Annotated in this window: 19 protein-coding genes and 1 pseudogene; 12 read left to right on the top strand and 8 right to left on the bottom strand. The window is 67.2% G+C overall.

Translation table 11 applies throughout. The features are described 5' to 3' along the window. Positions 1-663: 663 nt before the first annotated feature. From OG520_RS45380 to OG520_RS45340, 9 genes and pseudogenes are all read left to right on the top strand, one after another. Positions 664-3243, top strand: coding sequence for a Helicase associated domain protein (locus tag OG520_RS45380; protein ID WP_331737507.1), 2580 nt, complete (start codon positions 664-666; stop codon positions 3241-3243). Between the two features lie 98 nt (positions 3244-3341). Then, entirely contained in the window at positions 3342-4643 is a 1302-nt protein-coding gene (locus tag OG520_RS45375; RefSeq protein ID WP_331747553.1) for a DNA-binding protein, read from the top strand. A 218-nt stretch (positions 4644-4861) separates the two neighbouring features. Then, positions 4862-5719, top strand: a complete 858-nt coding sequence (locus OG520_RS45370; protein WP_331737545.1) for a TnsA-like heteromeric transposase endonuclease subunit — start codon at positions 4862-4864, stop codon at positions 5717-5719. Further along, entirely contained in the window at positions 5716-7872 is a 2157-nt protein-coding gene (locus OG520_RS45365; RefSeq protein ID WP_331737505.1) for a Mu transposase C-terminal domain-containing protein, read from the top strand. Before OG520_RS45370 ends, OG520_RS45365 begins: the two co-directional genes overlap by 4 nt. A 122-nt stretch (positions 7873-7994) precedes the next feature. Beyond that, positions 7995-8987 (top strand): TniB family NTP-binding protein, encoded by a 993-nt coding sequence (locus tag OG520_RS45360; protein ID WP_317862449.1) that lies wholly within the window; start codon positions 7995-7997, stop codon positions 8985-8987. Positions 8988-9269: 282 nt separating this feature from the next. Further along, entirely contained in the window at positions 9270-10334 is a 1065-nt protein-coding gene (locus OG520_RS45355) for a helicase associated domain-containing protein (RefSeq protein WP_331737073.1), read from the top strand. Positions 10335-10619: 285 nt separating this feature from the next. After that, positions 10620-10973 (top strand): hypothetical protein, encoded by a 354-nt coding sequence (locus OG520_RS45350; protein WP_406016790.1) that lies wholly within the window; start codon positions 10620-10622, stop codon positions 10971-10973. A 216-nt stretch (positions 10974-11189) separates the two neighbouring features. Beyond that, positions 11190-12110, top strand: a complete 921-nt coding sequence (locus tag OG520_RS45345; protein ID WP_331737077.1) for a hypothetical protein — start codon at positions 11190-11192, stop codon at positions 12108-12110. Between the two features lie 371 nt (positions 12111-12481). Continuing rightward, positions 12482-12640: pseudogene (locus OG520_RS45340) on the top strand (transposase family protein); the annotation flags it as partial. A gap of 218 nt (positions 12641-12858) precedes the next feature. Here the strand turns inward: OG520_RS45340 and OG520_RS45335 are convergent. From OG520_RS45335 to OG520_RS45320, 4 genes are all read right to left on the bottom strand, one after another. Then, positions 12859-13872, bottom strand: a complete 1014-nt coding sequence (locus OG520_RS45335) for a hypothetical protein (RefSeq protein WP_331737079.1) — start codon at positions 13870-13872, stop codon at positions 12859-12861. A gap of 952 nt (positions 13873-14824) precedes the next feature. Beyond that, complete coding sequence (locus OG520_RS45330; protein WP_331737082.1) at positions 14825-15577, bottom strand: transposase family protein; 753 nt, start codon at positions 15575-15577, stop codon at positions 14825-14827. Between the two features lie 144 nt (positions 15578-15721). Continuing rightward, positions 15722-16807, bottom strand: coding sequence for an XRE family transcriptional regulator (locus tag OG520_RS45325; protein WP_331737084.1), 1086 nt, complete (start codon positions 16805-16807; stop codon positions 15722-15724). A 21-nt stretch (positions 16808-16828) separates the two neighbouring features. Next, positions 16829-17506 carry a hypothetical protein gene (locus OG520_RS45320; RefSeq protein ID WP_331737086.1) on the bottom strand — a complete coding sequence of 226 codons (678 nt, stop codon included), beginning with the start codon at positions 17504-17506 and terminating at the stop codon, positions 16829-16831. A 517-nt stretch (positions 17507-18023) separates the two neighbouring features. Here OG520_RS45320 and OG520_RS45315 point away from each other — a divergent pair. Further along, positions 18024-18287 (top strand): hypothetical protein, encoded by a 264-nt coding sequence (locus tag OG520_RS45315; RefSeq protein ID WP_331737088.1) that lies wholly within the window; start codon positions 18024-18026, stop codon positions 18285-18287. A 435-nt stretch (positions 18288-18722) separates the two neighbouring features. Beyond that, positions 18723-19070, top strand: a complete 348-nt coding sequence (locus OG520_RS45310) for a DUF1330 domain-containing protein (protein WP_266752700.1) — start codon at positions 18723-18725, stop codon at positions 19068-19070. Positions 19071-19219: 149 nt separating this feature from the next. Here OG520_RS45310 and OG520_RS45305 read toward each other — a convergent pair whose 3' ends face one another. The 4 genes from OG520_RS45305 to OG520_RS45290 form a co-directional block, all read right to left on the bottom strand. Beyond that, complete coding sequence (locus OG520_RS45305) at positions 19220-20890, bottom strand: IS1634 family transposase (protein WP_331737090.1); 1671 nt, start codon at positions 20888-20890, stop codon at positions 19220-19222. A gap of 152 nt (positions 20891-21042) precedes the next feature. After that, complete coding sequence (locus OG520_RS45300; RefSeq protein ID WP_331737092.1) at positions 21043-21612, bottom strand: transcriptional regulator; 570 nt, start codon at positions 21610-21612, stop codon at positions 21043-21045. 36 nt (positions 21613-21648) lie between these two features. Beyond that, complete coding sequence (locus tag OG520_RS45295; protein WP_331737094.1) at positions 21649-22629, bottom strand: DnaB-like helicase C-terminal domain-containing protein; 981 nt, start codon at positions 22627-22629, stop codon at positions 21649-21651. A gap of 258 nt (positions 22630-22887) precedes the next feature. Beyond that, positions 22888-23424 (bottom strand): hypothetical protein, encoded by a 537-nt coding sequence (locus OG520_RS45290; RefSeq protein ID WP_331737097.1) that lies wholly within the window; start codon positions 23422-23424, stop codon positions 22888-22890. Positions 23425-23874: 450 nt separating this feature from the next. On the opposite strand from OG520_RS45290, the gene OG520_RS45285 reads away from it, so the two are divergent. Then, positions 23875-24441, top strand: a complete 567-nt coding sequence (locus tag OG520_RS45285; RefSeq protein WP_331737099.1) for a hypothetical protein — start codon at positions 23875-23877, stop codon at positions 24439-24441. Positions 24442-24443: the final 2 nt, after the last annotated feature.

Genomic DNA, 24443 nt, shown 5'->3' with positions numbered 1-24443 from the left:
GGTGCCGCTACGCGGCACTTCCCCGAATTGCTTCGCAATTCGGGTTGCTGGGCCACTCCGTGGCCCAGGGTCAGGGTCGGCGCTCCGCGCTGACCCTGACGATCCGCCAAGGCGGATCACTACCAGCCGCTCCGCGCCTGGTAGTTGGGCCCGCTACGCGGGCAGCGGGCTACGGGAGGTTGGCCGAGGGTTGGGTGAGGTGACGAGCCATCAAGCTGCGGGGGCGGATTCTGTCGAGGTTCGCACCTGATCGTATCGAGTGCGAACACTTCCGGTCATCCTCCCACGAACTGCATGCGTCATAGTTCTGAGTCAGCTACCTTGTTCCTAGAGGACAGACACCCACCAGCACTGGAGAGTCCGAGGAAATGACACTCTGGCTGCGTCCATAAATCCTGTTGAGGATGCGTCAAATTCACGGCCTGGATGGTTTGTCCGCCCGGGGGCGGATGCCTCCGCGGCACTGGAAGCTGAGAAATAGTGTCGCTCTTTCTTTCGTGTCCGTTTCTGATTGAGGAGAAGAGAATGTCTCGGGTGAGTTTCTACGGAAGCGGATACTGCGAAGAGTGTGACTCGACGTGGGAATTCGGTCCGGTAGAGGACGGAACGCTCCTGGAGTCTGACCACGAGTGCGAATCCGAGCGGGACGGCGAGTAACGGGGAATGGTGACAGACCAGGGCCTGAGGGCGCACCAGATCGAGGCGGTCGACGCCGTGCTCCGTCATCTCCAGTTCCCGGCCGGCGTCGCGGTGCCGGAGGAGGGGCTGCGGTGCCAGGTGATCGCGGCGACCGCGTCAGGGAAGACGAGGATCGCGGCGGTGGCCGCTCAACGACTGCGTGCCCGGCGGGTGTTGGTGCTGGTACCGACGGTGGATCTGCTGGCGCAGATGGCCGCGGAGTGGCGTCGGGCAGGGCGTGCGGGGGCGATGGTCGGTGCGTGCGAGTCACGGGTTTCGGCGTCCAGCGGGATGCCCTGCACCACGGACGCGGCGGAGCTCCTGTCCTGGGTGGGGGACGAGGATGTGGTGACGGTGTTCTCGACGTACGCCACTGCCTCCACGGCGGTGCAGGGGGCGCACCGGCTCGGGCTGGACGCCTTCGACCTGATGGTCGTGGATGAGGCGCACCGCACCTCGGGGGATGCGGCGAAGGCGTGGGCGGCCGTGCACGACCAGGTGAAGATGCCGGCCGTCCGGCGGCTGTACATGACGGCGACGGCGAGGATCTGGGAGTCCGCCGAGGATGCCCGCCGGGGCGGCCGGGAGGCTCCGCGGCTGATCGCGAGCATGGACCCCGAGTCGCCCGTGTTCGGGCCTGTGGCCTGGAAGCTGACGCTCTCCCAGGCTATTTCCCGGGGGCTGGTTGCCCCCTATCAGGTTATTTGCGTTGATATTTCCGATCCGGACTTGTATGCCGCGCAGGCGGGTGGCGACCGGGGCTCGGACCTGGTGCGCGGGGCGCGGCTCGCGGCGCTCCAGGCGGGGCTGCTGACGGCGGCTGCGGACGAGAACCTGCGGAAGTGCCTCACCTTCCACTCCCGGATCGCGGAGGCCGAAGCGATGGCCGAAGGCCTGCCCGCCGTCGCGAAGCGGCTGTATGCCGAGGATCCGAAGCACTACCACCCGGCGGAGCGGGTGGGGGCGTCCTGGCTTCATGGAGACCACAGGGCCGGCTACCGAAAGGCAATGCTGGAGGAGTTCGCGTCGAACGTGGTCAAGGTGCCCGACGGGAAGGGTGGCACGGTCTCCTGTCCGGCCATGTTCAAAATGATCGCGTCGGTTCGCGTCCTGGGGGAAGGAGTCGACACGAAGAACTGTGACTCTGTTGCCTTTTGTGACGCGCGCGGGTCAATGGTCGATATTGTGCAAATGGTCGGGCGGGCTCTCCGAATGCAGCCTGGCGAGGGAAAAATCGCCAGCCTGGTCGTCCCTGTTTTCCTTGCTCCTGGTGAAAGTCCGGACGAAATGATGACCTCCAGGGGGTACGAAACCCTCGCGAAGGTCCTCGGGGCGCTGCGTGCTCACGACACGGACGTGATCGAGGCGCTCGCCGACTCCCGTCCCCGTACAGGGCGTTGGAAGCCCGACGGGGCCGAGGGCGTCGACGGGGCGGAGGGCCGGGAGCGGACGGGCGAGGCGAAGGGTCCGAGCGCGCCCGCGCAGGGGCTGCTGAGGTTCTCCACTCCGCGGGATCCGGCGGAGGTGGCGCGGTTCGTCGCGCTGCGCGTGCTGCACCCCGAGACGGACTACTGGCGCAGCGGGATCGCGGCTGCGGCGCGGTACGTGCGCGAGGTGGCGAAGGACGGGGTGCTGAAGGTTGCGTACGACTACGTGACGCCGGTGGATGAGGGGTGGGAGTCTGCGGGGTTCCCGCTGGGGACATGGCTGCGGAACCAGCGCATGGACTACCGGGCCGGAACACTTGCCCCGGAGCGCGTGAAGGCGTTGGAGGAGCTCGGGGTGGTCTGGTCCCACCGCGATCACGCCTTCGAGGAGGGGCTTGCCGCTGCCCGGCGCTGGGCCTCCGAGCACGGCCATTTCCTGCCGCCGGCCCATGCTGTGTGGGACGGGTATCCGGTCGGGACCTGGGCGAAGAATCTCCGCACGGCCGCGAGGCTCGCGGATGCGCGCGCGGAGCAGTTGGAGGCCGGACTGCCCGACGATGCTTTCGCGGGTGGCCTGTCGCAGGAGCGGCGGGAAGCACTGGACGAGATTGACCCGGGGTGGTCACCGGTCTGGGACGCGGGGTGGCAGCGCTGCCTGCGGCTCGTGCAGAACCATCTCGCCCAGGGCGGCAGCGTGCCTTGGGAGGCTGGGGAGGTCGTGGTCCAGGGCGAGGACTTGGGGCGGTGGGTTAAGGGATGCCGGTTGGGATGGGACGCCCTGCAACCGGCACAGCAATGGCTTCTGGAGAACGCCCTCGGGCTCGGACCCGCCGGTGAGGACGAGCGCCCGGTGCAACGCACCCAGGACGACAAGTGGATGCTCAACCTGGCGGCCGCGCGGCAGTTCCACGCCCGCGAGGGGCACCTGCGCGTACCCCGCAAGCACGAGGAGCAGCTGGTTTCCGATGGCGGCGGGTTCGGTGCGCAGGTGGGCGCTGGCGGGGTCGTGGTGGTCAAGCTCGGCACGTGGATTGACAACGTCCGCAAACGCGCTGGGAAGCTTCCCGAGCAGCGGCGGGCGGAACTCGACCAGCTCGGCATGCAGTGGGCGGCGGGCACGGCGGGGCGGTCGCGGTGAACGCCGGGGTGTTACGGCTGCCTCCTCTCGCCGGGGAGACGACGTTCTCCTTTCTGTGCCGTATCGCTGCTTGCTACGGAATGGAGGAGCAGACGTTCATGGCGCGCTGGCAGGCGGTGAACCACCGGCCCCGTCATGAGGGTGGGGCCGTGCGTGCGGATGGGGAAGTGCTGCTGGACGCGGCAGCCCGAAGGACGCTGGGCGCTGTGTGCGGGGTCGGGGAGCTGTCGCTGGGGCGGGCGTTGCCGTCGTGGGGGCGGGAGGATCCCAAGCTCGACGGACCGGAGGGCGGCCGGGGGCGGGTGGTGTGGAGGGTCGGGGGCGTGGTGGCGGGGCCGGTGGCGTTCGGGTGCCGGCTGTGCACGGCACGGCGTACGGGCGAACCGGCCCGGGTGATGCGGTACGCGCCACGGTGGGAGCGGGTGTGCGTGCGCCATGGTCGGTGGGCTCTGGACGCGGACGCCGACCAGCCCCGCGAGTACCTCGATCTGCGGGGTCTTCCGGAGGTGGTCGCGGCGCAGCGGCGGTGGGCTGGTGTGGTGCGTCGTGCGGTGCGGGCCGGTGTGGACCCGGGTGAGGTGTTCGGGCTGGCTTATGCGGTGGTGGCGCGGTGGTGGGAGGGGGCGTACGGGTGGGAGCGGGAGGAGATCTGGCCGCGGCGTCTGCACCTGGTCGCCGGGGGTGATGCGGGGGTTGATCTGGAGTGGTGGCGGGTGGTGGGGCGCGATGCGGTGATCTTCCCGGAGGTGGTGGCGGTCGCGGATGCGCTGCTGGATCCGGTCATGGCGCAGCTTGTGTGGGTGGACAGCGGGGGTGAACGGCCGCGGCCGTTGGGGGCGGACGGGAAGTTCTGCCGCCGTCTCGGTGAGCGGGTGGGGCGGTCTTGGTTGGGGCCGTTGATCGCGGTCGACTACGGGGGTCCGCTGATCGCGTGGATGGGGACGGTTGTCCGCCTGCGTCGTCATCCCGAAGGGCGGCCGGGTCTGTATGCGCGGTTCGGGGAGAACGTGTGGTGGGTGCGGCAGGAGCATCAGCCGTCGACGGTGGCTGCAGGGCTGCGGGTCTTGGCCGGGGAGAAGAAGTTGCCCGGCTCGGGGACGAACTGGCGGGCCGTGGTGCCTGCCGAGCAGCGCTTTTTGATCACCAATCTCCTCGGTGAGGTAGAAGAGCAGCTGCAGCAGTTGCGTGGTGCGCAGGTCGGTACTACCGCCGAGGTGGCCCGGTCCATGCTGGAGGGTTTGAGCCGGGGCACGGATCTGCTCGACCAGGTGCTGGGGCGGGTCATGGTGGCCGCGGTGAACGCTGGGATGAGGGTGGACGAGGTGGCCCGGTGGGCGCGGCTGTCCGAGGAGGAGGCGGTAGAAGTCCTCGGGACGTACCGGGGTGCGGACGGCGAGTAGAGCCGGGGCTGGCCGGGGTGGTCCGGTCGCTGCTTTTAGCGCATGAGGCGGCGGCTTGTGATCAGAACCCGTGAAACGTGTCCGGTGCGGTGGGGGCACCGGTGGGGTGGGGGATGAGCGGCAGGAGCGTGGTGGGCGGCCCTGAAAGGGCGGCCGGGCAGCGGGACGTGGTGGTCGGGGCGGGGTTCGAAGCCGTCTTCCTCGATCCGGTGGGGCGGATGGTGCAGCAGCGGTGGGCGGACGCGGCGGTGGCGGTGGCTTTCGAGGAGCTGGATCCGGTGTCGGCGTTCCCTGTCGTGCCGGGCCGCCGGTGGGGGCCGGGCCTGTGGTGGTCGGCCACCACCGGACGGCACGTGGCGTCGGGATCGAACGCGATGCGGGCGCAGCTGATGGTGCTCGACCGCGACCCCATGGTGGTGGGCCTGGCCGGGCGGCCGGTACGGGCGCTGTGGCGTGATGGCCGGGGGCGGGTGCGCTCGTGGGTGCCGCAGCTCTTCGCCCGCTACAAGGACGGCACCGGGATGCTGGCCGACTGCCCCAGCCACACCGAGGCCGGCGGCGAGCGGGCGTTGGAGGCCGCGGAGACGGTCGCGGAGGCGTGTGCGCAGGTAGGGCTCGTCTACCGGCGCCTTGAGCCGCTGGAGAAGACTCTGGTGGCGAACCTGAAGTGGCTGGCCGGCTACCGGCACCCACGCAACCAGGGCCGCCCGGGACTTGCGGCCGACGTGCTGGAGGCGTTCGCGCGGCCGCGGCCGCTGATCGACGGCGTGGAGGCGGTCGGCGACCCGATCGAAGTCCTGCCCGTCGCCTTCCACGCCTTGTGGCACGGGCAGCTGACCGTGGCGCTGGACGTGCCGCTGCACGAACGGGTCCTGGTCCACTCCCCCATGGTCCCTGCGGGTACGGGCGGCCCGGTTGATCAACGGGCCGCCGCCGTGCAAGGTTGCGACGTCGTCCGTGGTCGCGGCGGACATGAGGTGGGTGGCGGAGCAGGGGGGCAGGCCGTCAGCGGCGGCACGAACCAATGCGAAGGCGGCGCGGCTGGCGGCAGTGGCCGGGGCGGGGAGGCGGTGTGAGCGGGGTACGGCGTGGTGGGCGGCCGGTCGTGGCCGTCGGTGCCCACGTGCGGTTCCGGGGGGTGCGGTGGCAGGTCGTCGCCCTGGCCGGGCAGGGCTTCCATCTGGTCGGCCAGGACGGGATGGATGAGGTGGTGCTGTCCGGGCATCTGTTCGCCGACCCAGGCTTCGCGGTCCTGGGCGCGGAGGCGGATCAGGCGCAGGCGGTGCCGCGGTGGGGGCTGTTCGAAACGGCGCCGGCCGCGGCGCGGGAGAAGGCGCTGGCCTGGGAGCGGCACATCCGGGAAGTCGAGTGCGGCCTTCCCGGCGGGGTCGGCAGTGGCGGGACGGTACGGGAGCAGTACGACCCGGATCGGTTCACACTGGCCCAGCGGGAGCAGGCCAAAGCGCAGGAGCTGACCGCGCTGAGGTTCGGGCGGGTGTCGCGGGCGACGGTGCAGCGCATGCGGCTCGCCTACCGTAAACAGGGGCTATGGGGGTTGGTCGACCACCGCGCCACCCGCGGCCCGAAGGGCCGTGGCGGTCGGCAGGACGAGCGGGTCGTCACCGCGATCAAGGACGTGCTGCGCGGGCAGCGGGGGCGTTCCAAAGGCACCGTCAAGGCGCTGATGCCGCTGGTCGCACGACTCCTCAAGGACCGGCATGGAGACGCGGTGCCCATGCCCGCGCAGGCCACTTTTTACCGGCTCGTCCATCAGCTCGCCCACCCGGCCGACCACCCCGCGCGGCCGGTCCGAAATCCGCCGATCACGGAAGACGGGCGCGCCATGACCCCGACCGTGGCTCTGCGGCCCGGGGAGCAGGTCCAGATCGACACCACCCGTCTGGATGTCCTCGCGCTGTTCAACGACGGGACGCTGGGGCGGCCCGAGCTCACGATCGCCGTCGATGTGGCCACGCGGGCGATCCTGGCGGCGGTGCTGTGTCCGGGCGGGACGCAGGCCGTGGACGCGGCGCTGCTGCTCGCGGAGATGGCTGTACCGCGCCCGGCGAGGCCCGCGTGGCCCGACGCCCTGCGCTTCACCCACGCCAGGCTGCTTGCGGGCGATCGGCTGCTGTCGCTGGACGAGCGGCTTCAAGGGGCGGCCGCCCGGCCGGTCGTGATGCCGGAGACGATCGTTGTGGACCGCGGGAAAGTGTTCCTGTCGCAGGTGTTCACCGCCGCCTGTGAGACGCTCGGGATCAGCGTGCAGGTGGCGCCGCCGTTCGCGCCGACCGCCAAGAGCATCGTGGAGCGCACCTTCGGGTCGATCAACTCCCTGTTCTGCCAGCATCTGCCCGGCTACACCGGTTCCGACGTCACCCGCCGCGGCAGAGACATCGAACGCGAGGCGTGCTACACCGTCGCCCAGTTGCAGGACCTCCTCGACGAATGGCTCGTGCACTGGCACCACCGCCCGCACGAAGGACTGCGCCACCCCGTACTGCCCCGGGCGGCGCTGACGCCGAACCAGATGTGGGCGGCGCTCGTCGCGGTCGCCGGGTACGTGCCGGTCCCTTTGAGCGGCAGTGATTATCTGGAGTTGCTGCCGGTGCGGTGGCAGGCCATCACCGAGCGCGGCATCCGTATCCATCACCGCACCTACGACTGTGATCTGCTGGGCCCCTACCGGGGCCAGGAGTCCGAAGTAGCGGCCCGCGGCGGGAAATGGGAAGTCCGCATCAACCCGCACGATGTCCGCCAGATCTGGGTACGGCTCCCCGACGGGCAACTCGCCGAGATCCCGTGGATTCACCGCGACCACGCCCACCACCCGTTCAACGACCGCACCTGGCGGTACGTCCGCACCACCGTCACCCGCCACCTGGACCCTGACCGGTACGAGGCCGGCCTCGCCGACGCCCTCGACCAGCTCCTGCGCCGTGCCCGTACCGGGCATGCCACCCCCGCCGAACAGCACCTGATCACCCGCACCGCCCCTGTGCGGATGCCTATGCCCGCACAGCGGGCCTCAGACGGCCCGCAGCACCCGGACCAGGCTGCCGATGAGACGGTTTCCGGAACAGACGACGACAGCCTCGACGCTCTCGACGACACGCCGGATGAGCCGTCGCCCCCGGACCAGGACACCGGTGAGGACGACGGCTCACCGGACGTGCCGTATACCGGGTACGGGCTGTACGACGCCCGCGCGGAGGCCCTGAAATGGTGAACACCAAGGCATCCACGGCCAGGGGCAGTCGCCCTGTCGGCACCCGCGACGAACACGTGGGCAGCGGGCCCGGGCAGGGGGCTGCGGGTGCTGTCCCCGAAACGGGTAGCGCCGGCAGGCCGGTGACCACGTGGCAGGGCTGGCAGCACTTCGCCACCACACCACCGCCCGTGCCTCCCGGGCCCGGTGCCCCGCCACGCAGCACGGAAGAACGCCTGGCCTACCACTCCGCGTTCGTCACCCTCCGCACCCCGGTCATCGACACCCTCGCCACCAGCGTCCGCACCCTGATGATCCTCGGCCGCCACCAGACCGTGACTGCTCGTCCTTCTCTGATCGTCACCGGGCCCGCGGCGGCCGGGAAAACCACCGCGCTCCTCCACGTCGGACGCACCTGCCACCTCGCCCACACCCACCGCAACCCGCCATCACCCGGCCTCCAGCATCCGCACGTACCGGTCGCGTACGTCCTCGTCCCGCCCGGTGCCACCGCGAAAACCCTCGCCACCGAATTCGCCCGCTACCTCGGCATCCCCGTCACCACCCGCATGACCCAGGCCCAGATCACCGACGCGGTCTGCCACACCTACCAGCAGGCCGGTGTCCGTCTCGTCCTGATCGACGAGATCCACCGCCTCAACCCCCGCACCACCACCGGCGCCCAGAGTGCCGACCTCCTCAAAGACCTCACCGAACGCATCGGTGCGACGTTCGTGTACGCGGGCATCGACGTCACCACGACCGCGTTGTTCAGCGGTGTGCGTGGCGCGCAGCTCGCCGGGAGGGCCTCACTCATCGAGTGCGGGCCGCTGCCCGCCCGGCACGGGACACACGAGCCGTTCAAAGAACTCATCACCGGCCTCGAGAAGGCTCTGAACCTCCAGCAGCATCGGCCCGGAACCCTCCCCCGTCATGCCGCATATCTCCACCAGCGGACCGCGGGCCGGATCGGGAGCCTGACCCGGCTGATCCGCCAAGCCGCGATCACCGCGATCTGTGACGGCACCGAAAAAATCACCAAAACCTTGCTCGACGGGATCCAGCTCGACCACCTCGCCGAAACCCACCACCGCCCCACCCCGACACCAACCCGGCCCCGTACACGACGGTCCTGACCCCCCGCCACCCCACTGACCAGCAAGAACACAGTCAATGCCTTTAGACCCAGGAACATATCCGCGACATCCCGCGCTCTGTCTCAACGAAACTGCAACAGCCCCAGGTCAGACCCCCATCCCACACCCTCAAAACCACCCCGAAACCGTTCTCAATCAATCATCAACACCCCAGCTCACAAACCACACACCACCGCAACTAACCACCCCCAGCGTTAGCACGCCAGCGACAACGCCGAGGACGTCCTCCAGGACGGGGACGGGGACGGGGCGGGGGTGCGGGTGAGTGGGGCGGCGGCCGGGGTGCTGCGGTTCAGCGAGGACCGCGACCCGGCCGTGCTGGCCCAGTTCGTGCGGCTGCGGGTCATCGACCCGGAGGGCGCGTACTGGCGGCGCGGGATCGAGGCGGCCGGCCGGTGGCTGCGCGAGACCGGAAACGGGGTGCTGCGGGTGCCGTACACGGTCGTCACGCCGGAGGACTGGGGCGGGGTGGGTGGGTATCCGCTCGGGCAGTGGATCGCCGACCAGCGCCGCTCCTACACGGCCGGGACACTGGAGGCCGGGCGGGTAGCCGAGCTGGAGAAGCTCGGGATGGTGTGGTCCGAGCAGGACGCGGCCTGGGCGGACGGGATCGCCGTCGCCAAGGAATACGCCGCGGTGCACGGCCACTTCCTCCCGCCGACCACCGCCGTCTGGGACGGGCACCCCATCGGGGTGTGGGCGAAAAACGCGAGGGCCGCGGCGCGCAGGGCGCGGGAGAACGAGGAGCTGCGCGCGGCCGGCCTTCCCGTTCCGTCGGCGGCCGGGGCGATGGCCGAAACGCGGCGGGACGAGCTGGACGCGATCGATCCGGGATGGTGCCCGGTCTGGGACACCGCGTGGCAGCGCTGCTACCGCCTCACCCAGAACCACATCCAGGCTGGCGGAACCCTCCCGGAGACCGTGGGCGACGTCGTCGTCCAGGGCGAGGACCTCGGACGCTGGGTCACCGCGCAGCGGTTCGGATGGGAACAGCTCCTGCCCGCACAGCAATGGATCCTGGAGAACACCCTCAAAATCGCACCGGCCGGGGAAGACGAGCGGCCGGTGAAGCAGACGCAGGACACCAAGTGGGCCGCGAACCTCGCGGCGGCACGGCAGTTCCACGCCCGGGAAGGACACCTACGGGTGCCCCGGAAGCATGCTGAGCACCTGGAGTCGGCAGAGGCGGTGTCGGGCCGTCAGAACGGCGCTGACGGGCCCGTGGTGGTCAAGCTCGGCACCTGGCTCGACAACGTCCGCAAACGCGCCGCCAAACTCCCCGAGCAGCGCCGCACCGACCTCGATCAGCTCGGGATGCGCTGGTAGACGGACACAGAGCGCGGGAAGGGCCCGGATCCCAGTCGTCGGCCCTTCGCTGCCAGTCACCCGGAACTGATTCCTGCCCTCGGTGTGGCGCTCGCCGCTTTCATGGCGCTCGCCGCCCTCCTGTTCCTTGTGACCTTCCAATGGGAAACGGGGGCGGAAACGACCCTTTCCGCCTCCCCGGTTGATCGGATCTCGGGAGAGTGGGCAATTTCCGCCCCCGTCCCCACCGGAGACAGTCGGCTGCAATGCTCGGCACACGATCCCGCCTTCCCCTTGGAGAGCAGCATGGAGCTGAGTGCCACCGGCGAACCCGTCGTGACGCAGGAGGACACCCAAGTGGAAGTCGGCCTCGACCTCCAGGTGGGCACGCTCGTCCTCACCCAGAGCGGCGCAGGCTTCGCCGCCTACCACGCCCTGGTCGAGTTCGCCTCGCCCCGAGAGCAGCCCTGGACGGCGCAGCAGGTCAAGTTCTCGGCTCACGGGCCGGACGGCGCATCCGTGGCGCTGGTCGTAGACCTCCTCAACGACGCCTGCGACGGGCCCCGGGACGGCATCCCCGAAGCGATCTGGCAGGTGGTGGCTCTCGCCGCGACGTCCGCCGGCGACGTCGGCATCACCTACGCGCCTCCCGCACTCTGACATCCAGGTAGCCGGGGCTTTCGCAGGCCGGACCCCGTCCCGGCCGCAGCCGCCCTGTACGTCTGAGGCCCCGCCGGTACATCACTGTGTTGACGTACCGGCGACGAGCACCAGGCGGCACAGAATCCGGGACGGAGCGGCCGGGCGTCCGGCGCGCGATCCCGACCCGACCTCGCATGTCCTGCCCCCACGGGCCCGTCGGGTTCGGGATCCTTGATGGATGAGCTGCCGCACGGTGACGCGTTTTTCCTCACGAGCCCGATGTCGGTCCTCGGCAGCCGCGATACATACGTGATGTTCAGTCAGGAAGGGCTAACCGTGTCTGGTGGGACAGTTCAAATACGCAGAGTCCGTACGGGAAGCCTCGCGGACCTAGGAGAGAAGTCCCACACCTTCAGGGTGCGGATCGACGGCGTTCAGGTGGCTCTCCTGCGTATCGACGAAGAAGTCGTCATCCCTGTGTCTTCGGGCCGCCATCGTGTGCAACTGCGCAATGACCTGCTGTCGTTCATCCTCAACCTGAATCACAGCGAGACGTTCGACATCGAGGTACAGCCGGGCGAGGCCATCCGCTTCGAGTGCAGGTGCACTAAGGATCACTCGAAGATCCTGCTGCGCCGCCTGGAAGACTCTTCAACGTCCGCGCCTTCTGATTCCGGGGTTGTGGACGCCCGGGTTCTGGGGGTGACGCAGATGACGCGTACCGAAGAATGGCTCGGTGAGGACGTGCGGCTGATCGATAACAGTGCCAGCCCCGCCCCCGTTACGCGCAGCCTGAAGGCCAGCCGTGAGTGGACCCGGACCCTGACGCTGGGCGAGACCCGCACCCAGTCCTCGGGCGGTCACGTGGGCGTGAACCTTCTCTGGCTCTCGGCGAAGGGAAGCATTGAAGCCGAACTGCAGCGCACGCTCTCCCTGGCAATCGGCAGCACACATCTGTTCGAAGAGGAGATCGGTGTCACGGTTCCAGAACGGACCGCGGTGCGGATCGTTCTGGGCTGGAAGCGTATCTGGCAGTGCGGCGAGGCCCGCGTGTTACTTCCGGATAGATCGGTGCACATCGTGCCGTATCGGGTTGTGGTGAGTGTGACCTTCGATCAGAAGATCCAGGACGTCACCAGCCTCCCGGACGGATAGACCGTCCGCTTGCCCCGTCGGCGCCGACGGGGCAAGCGGATATCTAGACCGCCTAGAGGAAGCTGGGCACGGCGCAGCAGCCGGACGTCGTCCAGGGCGTAAGCCTTCAGCAGCCGCCGCCCGAGAAACCCGATCCGCTCGGTGGTCCTCCTCCACGACCAGGTCCGTCTCCACCCGCATGTACGGCTCACTCCCGGCCCGCCGCTCCCCCACCACCGCCGCGCTGTTCAATGCCTCACCGACACGAGCCGCAAGCACGGGCTCAAGGCGCGCGGAAACCCTGGCCGGCCCGCCCTCGTCCCCCACCGCCAGGACCAGATGGTGCGGTCTAAGCCGGGGGCCGGTGAACCCCAGCACCAAGGCATCCACGGCGCCGGCGTCACAACCGCGATCACGCCAAGATCCGCAGCGTCGGCGAACGCGCCATGGCCACCCTCAAATGCTGGCGGCTCCTGCGGAAGCTCCGCTGCAGCACCACCCGGATCACCGGCGTCGTCCGTGCTGTCGTCGCCCTCGAACTCGCCACCTGATCAAGATGAAAAGGCTCCATGACAGCCATACCCGGAACCCCTGGGCCTAGCCGATCTTACGAATGACCAGTTCAGTCCCACATCAAGAAGGTAGGACTCCATGATCCACAAAAGCCGTGCTCGTCTCATGTCCGGGTATCGACGATCAACCGGTCAAACCGGGAGCGACGGGATTCTCCCCGGGGCCCTGGGGCGCCGCTCGCCGTTTGAACGCTGATCTATTTGACCAGCCACTCCGATCCCGTCCACGACGTGCGAAGGTATTGCTGCCCCGAGAAGACAACATATTCCTTCGGGATGTCCGGCATCTGCATCACGGCGTCGATTCCTGCCGCAAAGCTCGGGTAATGGCCGAGCCCTCCCCATTCGCTCAACGGCTTTGGTTTCTGGACCACGATATCGTTATGGTGTCCGTCGTTCACTTTGAGGCGAAGGTAATGTGAACCCGAGAAGACCCAATATTCGTTGTCGTCATCTGGCGTCCTCGTTACGGCATCAATCTTCTTGAATGATGGAGAAGTGTTGTCGAGGGAACTCCAGCCACTCAGCGGGCTTGTCTTCGAATCTTCCGGAATCCTGGTATCCATATGGGGCCATTTGTTGGCCACGTTGATGCGAAGAAAACGTGAACCCGAGAATATCCAGTACTTGTTGCGGTCGTCCGGCCACTGCATCACGGCATCGATCTTCTTGAACGGTGGAGAACTTTCGCCCTCGACTGCCTGGAGGGAACTCCAGTCGGTCAAGGGTCCTGGATTCTGCACCACTTCAGCGAGATTTCTCTCCTTGCGGGTCACCTGGATGAGGGTGAAATTTTTCCCGGAGAAGAGCCAATACCTGCCTTTTTTATCCGGCGTCTGCATTACGGCATCGATTTGTTTTGTGAACCCTGCTTTATCGAAAGGGGGAAAATCTCGATTATTGAAAGCGAACAAATCGCTCAACGGTCTCGGGCCCTGCGCCTTCTTGCCGTCCGTGCCGGTGAGGCGTACGGCGACGAGTGCGCCGGCCGTCGCGGCAAGTGTGGCGCCGCCGAGTAGGACCGTGCGGCGACTCGGTGTACGCGAGGTGCCCAGTACCTTCTTGGCGTCGGCCGCGGTACCGACGTTAATGGTGAATTCCTGCCGAAGGTCCCCGCCGACGTAGTTGCCGTCCGCGCCCTGCGTGGTCTCGGGTTGACGGGCTGTGCGCCGACGGAACGTCCCTCGGGGTTCCCTCTGCGGCTCACCCATTTTGGTCCTGCCGGAAATCTCCCTTGACGTTGTTCCGGTGCGCTTCCTGCGCTGTGGGCCCGGTGGCCGCCTGGGTCAAATTGCCGTCGATCTCGTTGTCATCGGCCCGCTGGCTTCTGCCCTGCTCCGGTGCCACAGGGAGCCACCACTGCACCACGGTCCCCACTACGAGTAACACCGCCGCAGAAGTCCACCACGCCGTTGATCGGTGATCAGTGAGGAATCCGGTGGCCACGTTTACCGCTGCGGCGACTACCACCGCCCCCACCGCTCCCACGAAACGCTGTACGACTGGAATCATTCATGCCCCCCGAGCAGGACCGAACACCCCGACACGACGGTCGTGCAGGGAACCGGTCGGCCCACGGGTGCGGGCCGACAGTGCTGGACCCGGACACCCACCAGCTGTCGGCACGACTCACGTAGGGGGGCTTCCGCCCATCCGGATCCCTATCTGCCGACTATAGGGCCACAGCAGGGGGGACGTCCGGCTGATGGAACATCTGGCCTTCGGTCATCGACTTGGCCGCCTGCGTCTACTCCCGCGCAATCGGCGAATGACGGGTCGAATCAATTCATGCCCCACTCCGAACCGAACCGTCCTCGCGTCGGTACAGCGCCACGGATTCGGCCGCTGATGGTCGGCCCAGCCGGCGCCGCTTGGGCAAGACTTTGCCACAGAGCCACGAATGATTCTCTTCACTCCCCTGGTGGGGTGACCTCACGCCCCGCGAAGTGCGTCGCGTTACTGCGAGTGATCCATGGTTCGAGTCGGGCGTCGGGGATATTTGATTCCTTGGCGCCTTTCGTGCTTGGCAATTGTCCCCAGGAGTAGGTGCGAAAGTGATCATTGGTAAGTCGGTGTCACGAATAGCATGTCAACGGAGTTCAGGTCCGATACCAACGTCACTGTCAGCGCGGAAACCGGAGTGAAGGAGCCTTTTCATCTTGATCAGGTGGCGAGTTCGAGGGCGACGACAGCACGGACGTCGCCGGTGATCCGGGTGGTGCTGCAGCGGAGCTTCCGCAGGAGCCGCCAGCATTTGAGGGTGGCCATGGCGCGTTCGCCGACGCTGCGGATCTTGGCGTGATCGCGGTTGTGACGCCGGCGCCAGCCGCGCAGAATCCTGCCCCGGAACGGGACACGGACAGCAGGGCCTGCGCCCTGATACGCCTTGTCCGCCCAGCACTTGATGTCTTCGGCGGTCAGGGCGGCGGGAATGCCGTGGGTCCGGGCCGCGGTCAGATCGTGCACGGCTCCAGGTAGCGCGTCCGAGGCCCAGATCAGCCGGCCGGCTGGATCCGCGAGGACCTGCACGTTCATCCCATGGTGCTTCTTCTTCCCCGAGTAGTAGGGCTGGTCGGCAGCAATGCGGTCGATCGGCAGCACGGTGCCGTCGAGGATCACGTACGCCTTCTTCCGCACGGCCGTCATGGCCTGTTCCAGCGTGGGCGCGAGAGCGGCCAGGAGGTCAACAGCCTCGCGTATGTACCGATAGACCGTCGCAATCCCGACGTGGAAACCTGCTGCGAGGCGGGCGTAGGTGTCGCCGCAGCGCAGGTGTGCCAGGACGAGCAGGGCCTGCCGGCCACAGGTGAGGCGACGCCACCGGGAGCCGATCCGGCGGCGGTGACCTGCGAGGAGACCGGAGAGGTGTTGCAGGGCGCGGCTGGACAGATCAATGCCGGACGGGTAGACAAGCACGCGGAAGCTCCTGGCGGACTGGTGATCTTGGTCGTGAACCCGTCTACCAGGAGCTTTCTTCACGCCCGCCGCCGGGGTCACCCATCCGACCACCCGTCAGGCTGGAAACGGCTCACTGAACAACCCACGACGCCCATAATCTGTCTACCGGACAAGGGAAAGTGCGGGCCGGATGGGAGCTGTCTTTTGCTCTCCGCCCCTGTATCCGATGGGTGCAAGGCCGAACAGGTAGTGGTTGAGTTCTTCAGGGAAGATGTGCAATGCGTTCGCCAGATCAGTCAGGGGGATTCCGTCTGCGCGCAGCACTTCGAGTACTTTCGAGATGATTCTGCTGCTCTCGCGGACCATGGATGATCCGGGTTCGCCTTTCCTATATCCAAGTTGGGCGAGCTGTTTCGCGGTCTGCTGAAAGCGCCATTCAGAGAGGAGCTGCAGGCTTCTCAGGCGGTAGGTAAATGCCATTGCAGATACGTTCCACCGTCTTTTGGCGCTGAGGATCCGCTCGACAGAGGCGTTGCTGACCTGTTGGGCAAGGATGCCGGCTTTCGGCATGAGGAAGGCAGAGGCGAAGGCATCGGCAGCGGCTTCGGCGGCAGGACCGCGGGGCGACTCGTAGCCGCTGTGCAGGACAAGGTGGCCAAGCTCGTGCGCGGCGTCGAAGCGGCCTCGCTCGCCGGTCTTGCGGGTATTGAGCAGGATGTAAGGGGTGCCGTGCCGGATGGTGGAGAAGGCGTCGGCGTCCAGGCAGTCCGGTGCGAGGGAGAAGACCCGCACGCCGTGGGCCTCAAGGAGATGAACCATGTTGGGCGCTGGTGCTTCTCCTATCCCCCAGTCGGCACGTACCTGCTCGGCGGCCATCTCGGGGGACAGCTCGCCGTAGGTGGGCACACCGGGCTTGGGGAGGGTGAAGTTGTCCTCAAGCCAGTGGTTCAAGGTGGCGGCGATGGAGCCGCAGCTGAGGGCGCCGTCACGCTCGGCGGCGCTCATCTTCGAGGGGGCGCGGAAACTGACGGCGCCGGGAACCATGTCGGGTGCCGGCGGCGCGTGGAAGAACGACAGGGGAAAGTGAAGGGCTTCAGCGAGTGAGGAAAGTGTTTCGTCGGACGGAACCTTGCGCGCATTCTCGAACGCGGTGATGCTCTGGGCAGAGAAGCCCGATTCGCGGGACAGTGCCGCGAGCGTCATTCGCCTTCGTTTACGTGCGAGTACCAGTCTTTCGGGGGTAAACACTTTCCCCAACTCCTGTCGTGCTTAGTTATTTACTTGCCGACTGACCTCGAAGTCCAGGGCGTCACCGCTGGCAGGCGGCGCGTCCAGGAGTGCGATGTCGAGGCCCGGATCAGCTCGGGTGAAGAGCGGCAGGCGCTCGCTCCACTCATTCTCATTCACGTACTGGCCCTCCATTTTCACCGGGAGGGAGAGCTCGGCCGAGAGCATACCTTCGTCGTTTCGCTCATAGAGCAGGAACCACAGGGGCATGGAGCCAAGTTCCCCGCCGAACTCGACTTCGTCCCGGGAGCTGAAGACGCCTTGGCCGCCGCGTTCGTATTTCATGTTGTTCTCGACCAGCTGCGCCATGACACGGCCCTTGGGGTTCTTGGACCGGACCGTGCAGTCCAGATCACCGACACCACCCGACCCGCTGATAGCGGTGATGGCATGATTCCCGGAAGGATGCACGACACGCAGAATGCTGTCGCGCCGTGTGTACTTCCACACCGGGTTCTGCTTCTTCTGATCAGTCAGGCACTCCGCGAGATAGCGGTTGCTCCTGCTCCAGAACGTGATCCCCGGCATCGCGGGCGCGTCGAAATCCGTGCACATATTCGCCTGGGTCGATGCCCAGTCCAGCGCTTCCTCGAATAACTCCTTGCTCACGCCCAGCTGCTTGAGCCTCGCGTCGACCTGATGCGCCTGACGTCCGATCACAGCGCTCCTCCCAGTGTTGGTTTCAAAGACCGTACCTGAAACGAGGGCCGTTTTTTGAAACCTTGGCGATCATTGCACAACTGCTCGCTTCTGTCATGACGGAAGCGAGCACATGTTCGAATGAACCGGAAGGGCAGACCATCGCCCGGACCGTCCCGGGCACGCAGATCCGGCATGAGGGCCCGGCGCACAGCCGACCGACGGCCTGAGCTGAACAAGAGGAAAACGACGGGGCCGGCAGGTCGAGAACCTTCCCGGCCCCATCCGTACAGTTCGTGAGGAAGGGTCAGTGAACGGCACCGGACGCGTGCTGCCGGCACCCGTCAACCCGTGGGGCCGAGACCCGGGAGGGGCCGTTGCGGCGGCACTGCTCGCCCCGATCGAAGGGACCGAGGTGCAAAAGGACGGATGGATCAAGTGCCCGTAGGGCACCTGGCGCACGCGCGCAAGATTCACAAGGATGCTTGGAACCTTTGGATACTGACGAGTTGAACCTACCCGTGAGGAGACCAAAGCGATGACCACGGCAGAAACCACGGCAGAGACCACGGCGACCCTTTTAAAGGGCGCCTACGAGGGATTCAGACTGCGGCTCGGGGGCGTCCTAATCGACGTGCAGCCCGTTGCCGGGCAGAGCCTCGCCGCGCCCGACCCGGAGATTCAGATAGACGTCTACATGGCGGACGGGGACGGGATTGGGCGGTGCGCGCTGACCGAACGGGTCAGTGGCGCACGGCAGTTGAGGGCTGCCCTTGCCGAGTGGAAAGCGATTCTGTCCTGACAGAAGCAGCAGCCGCGGGCGCGGTATCGGCTCCGTGCTCCTGCTCGTGCTCGTCGTCGGTCCGCGCCGCGTCATCGGGCCGGGCCGACCGGCGGGGCCACTCCCCCGCCTCGGGGGTGCTTTTTGCCGTACGGAGCACTGCATGCCTTTCTGGGCCGCGAACGCGGGCCGCCCCGGGCTGGGAGGCCCGGGGCGGCTGACAGGCGCTCAGGATGCTCTAGGCCCGGACTTCGCGGGTCGTTGATTCGGATCTGCTGCTGGGTCCCAGCGGTACTCACTGGTGCCGTACCAGTGAACGCACCAGGCTCGAGTCTGAGTTACTCGGCGATGGAGGCCGTCACGACGGCAGGAACCTTACCTGGCGGGTCATCGCCCCGGGTGGCTCCGCATGCCATGATCGGCGGCGTACGGAACCCGACCGACTGGAAGGACATCATGCCCGCCTATGCCATAGCGCACCTGCAAGAGGCCGCCCCGGTCCCGGAGATCGTTGAGTACATCGAGCGCATCACCGCCACCTTCGAGCCGCACGGCGGCCGATTCCTCGTGCACGCCGCGCAGCACGAGGTGAAGGAGGGCAGTTGGCCCGGGCACGTCGTGGTGATCGGCTTCCCGGGGATTGCAGAGGCACGGGCCTGGTGGGACTCACCCGCATACCAGGAGATCGCACCACTGCGCTCGCGGCATATCGAGGGCGACATCATTCTGGTCGAAGGCGTCCCCGAGAGCTACGACCCAACTGCCACCGCCAAGGCGATGCGGGAGACCCTGCCTACCGAGTAGCCCTCTGGTTCGGGCCCGGCTCAGCAGCGCCGGGCCCTTGGCGGAATTTGCTCCCGCGGTAGCCGGATGTAGCAGCGCTTCAGCAGGTCGAGCGCATCGTGAATGCCGCCGCTGAACGCGTCACGGATCATCTGTTGGGCAGCACGGCATTACCCGCCATAGGTCGAAGGCACTGCAGGGGTCTGGTGGCTGTCTAGGCCCGGACTTCGAGGGTCACAGTTTCCGGTTTGTGGCCAGTGGGTTTGTCCGATGTCGGTGTCGAGGAGATCGAGGAGGTGGAGTTGAACGCCTCGGGTGATCTGGACGGTGGGTGGGTCGGTGATGTTGCCGATGCGCAGGGTGAGTTCGCCGAGGTGGTAGAAGATTATGCGGCCGGTCGGGCGGACCCGACGGTTATCGGGGTAGAGGCCGGTCATGGTCTGCTCGGGGCCCAGGGCCCGTCTGACCTGCCGCTCGATCAGGCAGAACACCAGTAGGGCCAGGCAGATGACCTGGATGAGGGCAGCGACGCGCCGGTTGTGTTGCACGAAGACCGGGGCGACGGCGAGCGGTCCCTTGAAGTCGTGGTAGCGGCGCTCGACCGCTCCCTGCCCTTTGTAGTGGATCAGGACCTGGCCCGGATCGGCTTCCTCGGCGGGCAGCGAGGTCAGCAGCGCGTACCAGCCGTCGACCGCGGCCTCGGCATTGAGGACCTCCTCATCGAAGTGCCAGTCCATAGCGGGGACGCCGTGCTCGTCCTCGGTGATGTGAAAGCGCAGGCAGGAAGCGACACGGCGCTTCGCCGCGATCACACCGAGGCGGGCGACGATCTTCTCGGCACTCCTGTAATGCCGTCCGCCGGCCGCACCGGCGAGCTTGCCGAGATCGTCAGCCGCTTTGGTCAGGCGCTTGTCCCGGGCGGCCTGCTGGCCGGCGGCGTTCGCGGTGGAGTGGACCAGGATCCGCCGCACGGTGAGCTCGGGATCGCTCTTCCTCGCTCCCTTCAGTGTGTGGGTGTCCTCCAGCACCCGGTAGCTCTCACGCTGAGCGGCTGTCTTGCCCGCGTCTCTGTCCGGCACCCAGTCCACGGTCGTGGCCAGGGTGAGGTCGAGGGCGGCATAGACCTCGCCCTTGACCTGAGCGGCGGGGGCTGGAGCGATGAACTGAACCCCGGCCGTCAGCAGGGCGGCGACGTTGGAGTAGGACACCAGCTTGGAGTCGGCGACCATCAGGAAATCGCGGGTACCGGCCATCGTGCGCAGGTCCTTCATCGTCCCGACGACCTGGCTGACCTCGGCCGCCGATCCGTCGAAGACCCGGGCGTGGACCGGGATACCGCCGTCGGCGCTCACCGCGAGCCCAGCCTGGACCTGTTTCAGATCCACCCGCCGGTCCTTGGGATGCCCGTAGCCGATGACTGGGAAGTCCTCGTCCTGGCCCTCGGCCGGATAGGCGCCGTGGACAGACATACTGGTCATGTCCCAGTGCAGACGGGACACATCAATACCGAACTCGGCGATCGCCCGGGCCCCGACCGTCCCGGCAACGTGCTCCAGATGCGGAGCAATCGCATCCAGAGCCCGGGCTAGCCGGTCGTCGTTGAGCAGGCCCGGCTCGATACCGAAGACTTCCTCCACCGCCCACGTGCGAGCCCAGTCCCCGACCCGCACCAATGGTGCCGGTGCGGTCAGCCGGTTGGCCACCAGCGCCTCGATGACCTGCCCGTGCGTCGCCAGCGCGCTGATGCCACCAGGGCATACCTCATCGATGATCCCGGCCAGATCCAGCCGACGAGTGAACTCGGAAACGACAGGCAGAGCGCCCAGACGTTTCTCCACCACGGACGTCACCGCTACTTCAAAACGCTGACGCTGAGACCGTGACCGCGGGGACCGGGAAGTCTTCGACACACCCCACCCAACGCCACACCCCGGCCCGAGGACACCCCGGGACCGGTCACACCATACGAATCAACGACCCGCGAAGTCCGGGTCTAGGCGGCGAACCCGATGTTGGTGACGTACTCGTACTGGCCCCACTGGGATCCCAGGTCGACGATGACGTCCTCCCAGGCGTCGTCGAGGGCCTGGTGGTCGCCGGCTGCCCAGGTCTCGACTATGCGGTCCCAGCGGCGGACGTTCATCGTGCGGTACTCCACCAGCCGTTGGAGCGGGCGCGGTACCTGTGACTGGTTGAGCGGGTGGATCTCCACCCGGGTCCCGCCGCGGGCGTTCAGGCGTCGGAGCAAGTGCCGTGCGACGTTCTGGCGGCGGACCTGGCGGTAGGCGGCCTCGATGCGTTCCAGGTTGGCGTTCGACGGCCGGCGCTTCTCGTCCAACCATGCCTTCAGCGTGCGGTCGGTCACCGTGAGCCCGGCGTCCCGGGCCGCCCTGCGGCTGTGGTCCGTCCGGGTGAGGTAGTGCAGGCGGGCCATGAGGCCGCGCTTCACGGTGACCGGGGTGACGATGCCGTCCGCGAGCTCGTCAAGCTTGCGTGCGACGGCGTCGCTGCCTTTGGTGCCCCGGGCGCCGAACTTCCCGAAGTCGATGGTCCTCTCCGGCATGAGTCCCTTCCTCGCTTCCTCGTTGTCGGTCCCCGGCTACCAGCTGGCGGTGAAGCGGCGTGGCGCCGGGCCGGAGCGGTCTTTGGCTACCAGGACGTCGACCGTTGCTGGGGCGGTGCGGTCGACGAGTGTGACGAGGTCGGCGTGGTATTTGAGTTCGGCGGCCGTGCCGAGGTCGTCGAGGTCCAGGGGCCGGCCCTCACGGCGCGGGCGTTCCAGTCGGGCGATGAGCAGGATCGAGGGTGTGCCCAGGGATTCGGTCATGGCGATGGACTTGAGATCTCTGGACACCATGTCGATGTCGTCCGGGGAAGCGATTCGGGAGGGGCCGTTCTCGTCGTGCCGGCTCATCAGCTGGAGGCGGTCGATGACTACGAGGGGGGCGCGTTCGCCGCGTTCGGTCATGTCGCGCAGGACGTGTTCGATGCGCTCGGTGGTCAGCGTCCTGACGCGGTCGATCGTCAGGTTGGGGATGGGGTTGCGGGGGGTGAGGTCGGGGGCGAACATCGCTACCCGCCTGCCCTGGGCGGCGTTGTGGACGGCAATGTCGTACCCGGCCTGGGCTTCCCTGCTGCGTGAGCGGGTGCCGAGGCAGCTGAAGTGCGCGCTGGCCAGGTTGAGGGCTTCATCCATCTCGGGCCAGGGCGTCATCTCCTTGCCGTGAGGATTGTCGGTGCCTGAGATCGTGTCCGACCAGAACTTCACGGATTCACGGGCGATGTAGGGCGAGATCATGATCTGTGCCCAGTGATCGAGTAATTGCCGTGTCTCCGGCGCCTGCGCGGTCAGTCGGATCGTCGTCTTCTCGTATCCGTCGGTGCCGACTCGGTTGGAGAAGGCGGGGTCGGCAATCCGTGTCCGGCAGGGTTCGTCGTGGACGGGATAGGGGCCCCAAACCCAGTTCTCCGGGCGGTCCTTGGTGAAGCCGACGGCGGCAATCGCCCCGTTGGCGTCCGGTTCGAGGGGTTCGAGGCAGACAGGGCAGTCGTACATGGGGCCCTTTCGTGTGGTGGTCATCGACATTGATCGTCCAAATTGGCGTCTGCGGGGCGATCCCGGGCAGCCCGGGGAAGATGCGCCCGCGGCAAGAAATAGGCGGCGAGAGGAGCAATCAAGCGCCTTGGATGGGCTCTTGATCGCGTCAGGACAGGCTCACCCGCTCGGCGCATTGTAGGTTCGCGCCGCTGCTGTCATCTCGGACCGCGGTGACCTGCTGCTTGTGCTGCGGTCTCACCGGATGTCCCGCGGCTTCCGTCTCACTTCGGTGGCATTTCTTCATGCGGCATCGCCCTGCTGGTCCTCGTCGGGCTTCCAGGTCTGGTCGAACCAGGCGATGAAGTCCATCACGGTTCCGACGCGGGCGATCCTCTCGTGGATGGCTCGCTGGTCGTGGCCGGGGAGGAAATCGCCCCGGCCGATGGGCTTGCCGCATCCGCAGTTGCACTCGCGGTTGCCCAGGGGGGAGTCGAAGTAGGTGATGGGGTTCTGCTGGGCGCCGTTCGGCGCCGGCTTGCCGACGTAGTGGTCGTGGATCGGATGCCCGGGGCCAAGAATGCGACCTTCGAAGGCCCGTCGCCCACCGGGGACGTCGACAACCCGGTCGATCTCCATAGCCTGGCGGATGATTCCGCCTCCGTTGACGACCGCGAACCGCTCTCTTTCGACGCGCGCCCCGGGCATCACCCAGACTCCGCGGGCGATCTCGTAAAGCTGCCGGTCGGACAGCCCGTCGCGCCAGCCGATCTGTGAGCGCCGAAGAGGATCGCTGTTCGGGTCGACGTCCTTCTTCTTGCCGAGAGTGATCTGAATCATCGCGCCTCCCTGAGAGGCCGCCTCGTGACCGGAAGGGCCGAGGCGGCCTGTTCAGAATAGACCATGCATCCCCGTTATAACGGGGTATCGCGAGTTTCCCTCCACAAGACAATCGGCACCCCGGAGCGGAGCGGACGAGCCCGGGGCACCCGTACAGGGAACATCTACTGAGGGACTGGGTGGCCTGCGCTCACGGACCCGAATGGGTGTGCGCTGCCCACAGCGTGGGGGGCACCGGGGTACCGATCATGCGGGCGCCGCGTGGCGTAGTTCAGGGCGTGGGCGCTCCGCTTGCCCCGGGGCCGGGGTGATCATTCGCGAGAAGGACGCGGTTGATGCCCTCGGGACCCGCGCGCTGCGCCGCCCACCAACCACCCTGATTGAGGCTTTCGCGTCATACTCCGGCCACCTGCCTCGTAGTATGGGATGCAAGGCGTTGGGAGGTAGTCGGTGGCCTGGGAGCACGACCGACAGTTGGTTACCGCATTGGCACAGGCCGCAGTGACGCGAGCCGCGCCGGAGGAGCTGTCGCAGTTCGAGGTTACGGCTGACGCGTTCTTCGCGTCATCGTCACGTACCAGGCGCACCAGGCAGCGCGACGACCCGCTGGCGTTGGGGCTGGACAGCATTGTGGTGCTGACGAGTACGGTCGCACTCAGTGTGGCCGTGGAAGTACTCAAGCACCTTGCCACCGACTACTCGGAGAAGGCGCTTGGCGGCTTATGGCGGAGAGTGCGTTCGATCACCGGGCGACGGGCGGAATCCGACCCCCTAGCGGCGCCTCCTCTACCACAACTGACTGGGCAGCAGTTAGCCGAACTGCATGCTCTGGCGCAGCAGAAGGCCCTAGCCGCACAGCTGCCGTCCGATCTGGCCGTACTCCTCGCCGACGGAATCGTCGCCGAACTGTGCAGGAGCAGCACCGAAACCAACGCCACACCCGGTACCGCGCCCGACACTACATCGGGCACCGCATCAGGTCCTGCTCCCCTTCCTGACTCCGATCCCACGGCGTAGGA

The sequence above is a fragment of the Streptomyces sp. NBC_00984 genome, assembly GCF_045162475.1.
In the GTDB taxonomy this organism is placed as follows: domain Bacteria; phylum Actinomycetota; class Actinomycetes; order Streptomycetales; family Streptomycetaceae; genus Streptomyces.
Note: the sequence above shows the minus strand (reverse complement) of the source record. Positions and strands in the feature narration are given on the sequence as shown.

Bases quoted from the DNA above. Each gene is read 5' to 3' on its own strand.
- OG520_RS45380 (WP_331737507.1), top strand. From the start codon at position 664: ATGGTGACAGACCAGGGCCTGAGGGCGCACCAGATCGAGGCGGTCGAC.
- OG520_RS45375 (WP_331747553.1), top strand. From the start codon at position 3,342: ATGGCGCGCTGGCAGGCGGTGAACCACCGGCCCCGTCATGAGGGTGGG.
- OG520_RS45370 (WP_331737545.1), top strand. From the start codon at position 4,862: ATGGTGCAGCAGCGGTGGGCGGACGCGGCGGTGGCGGTGGCTTTCGAG.
- OG520_RS45350 (WP_406016790.1), top strand. From the start codon at position 10,620: ATGGAGCTGAGTGCCACCGGCGAACCCGTCGTGACGCAGGAGGACACC.
- OG520_RS45345 (WP_331737077.1), top strand. From the start codon at position 11,190: ATGGATGAGCTGCCGCACGGTGACGCGTTTTTCCTCACGAGCCCGATG.
- OG520_RS45335 (WP_331737079.1), bottom strand. From the start codon at position 13,872: ATGGGTGAGCCGCAGAGGGAACCCCGAGGGACGTTCCGTCGGCGCACA.
- OG520_RS45315 (WP_331737088.1), top strand. From the start codon at position 18,024: ATGACCACGGCAGAAACCACGGCAGAGACCACGGCGACCCTTTTAAAG.
- OG520_RS45310 (WP_266752700.1), top strand. From the start codon at position 18,723: ATGCCCGCCTATGCCATAGCGCACCTGCAAGAGGCCGCCCCGGTCCCG.
- OG520_RS45300 (WP_331737092.1), bottom strand. From the start codon at position 21,612: ATGCCGGAGAGGACCATCGACTTCGGGAAGTTCGGCGCCCGGGGCACC.
- OG520_RS45295 (WP_331737094.1), bottom strand. From the start codon at position 22,629: ATGACCACCACACGAAAGGGCCCCATGTACGACTGCCCTGTCTGCCTC.
- OG520_RS45290 (WP_331737097.1), bottom strand. From the start codon at position 23,424: ATGATTCAGATCACTCTCGGCAAGAAGAAGGACGTCGACCCGAACAGC.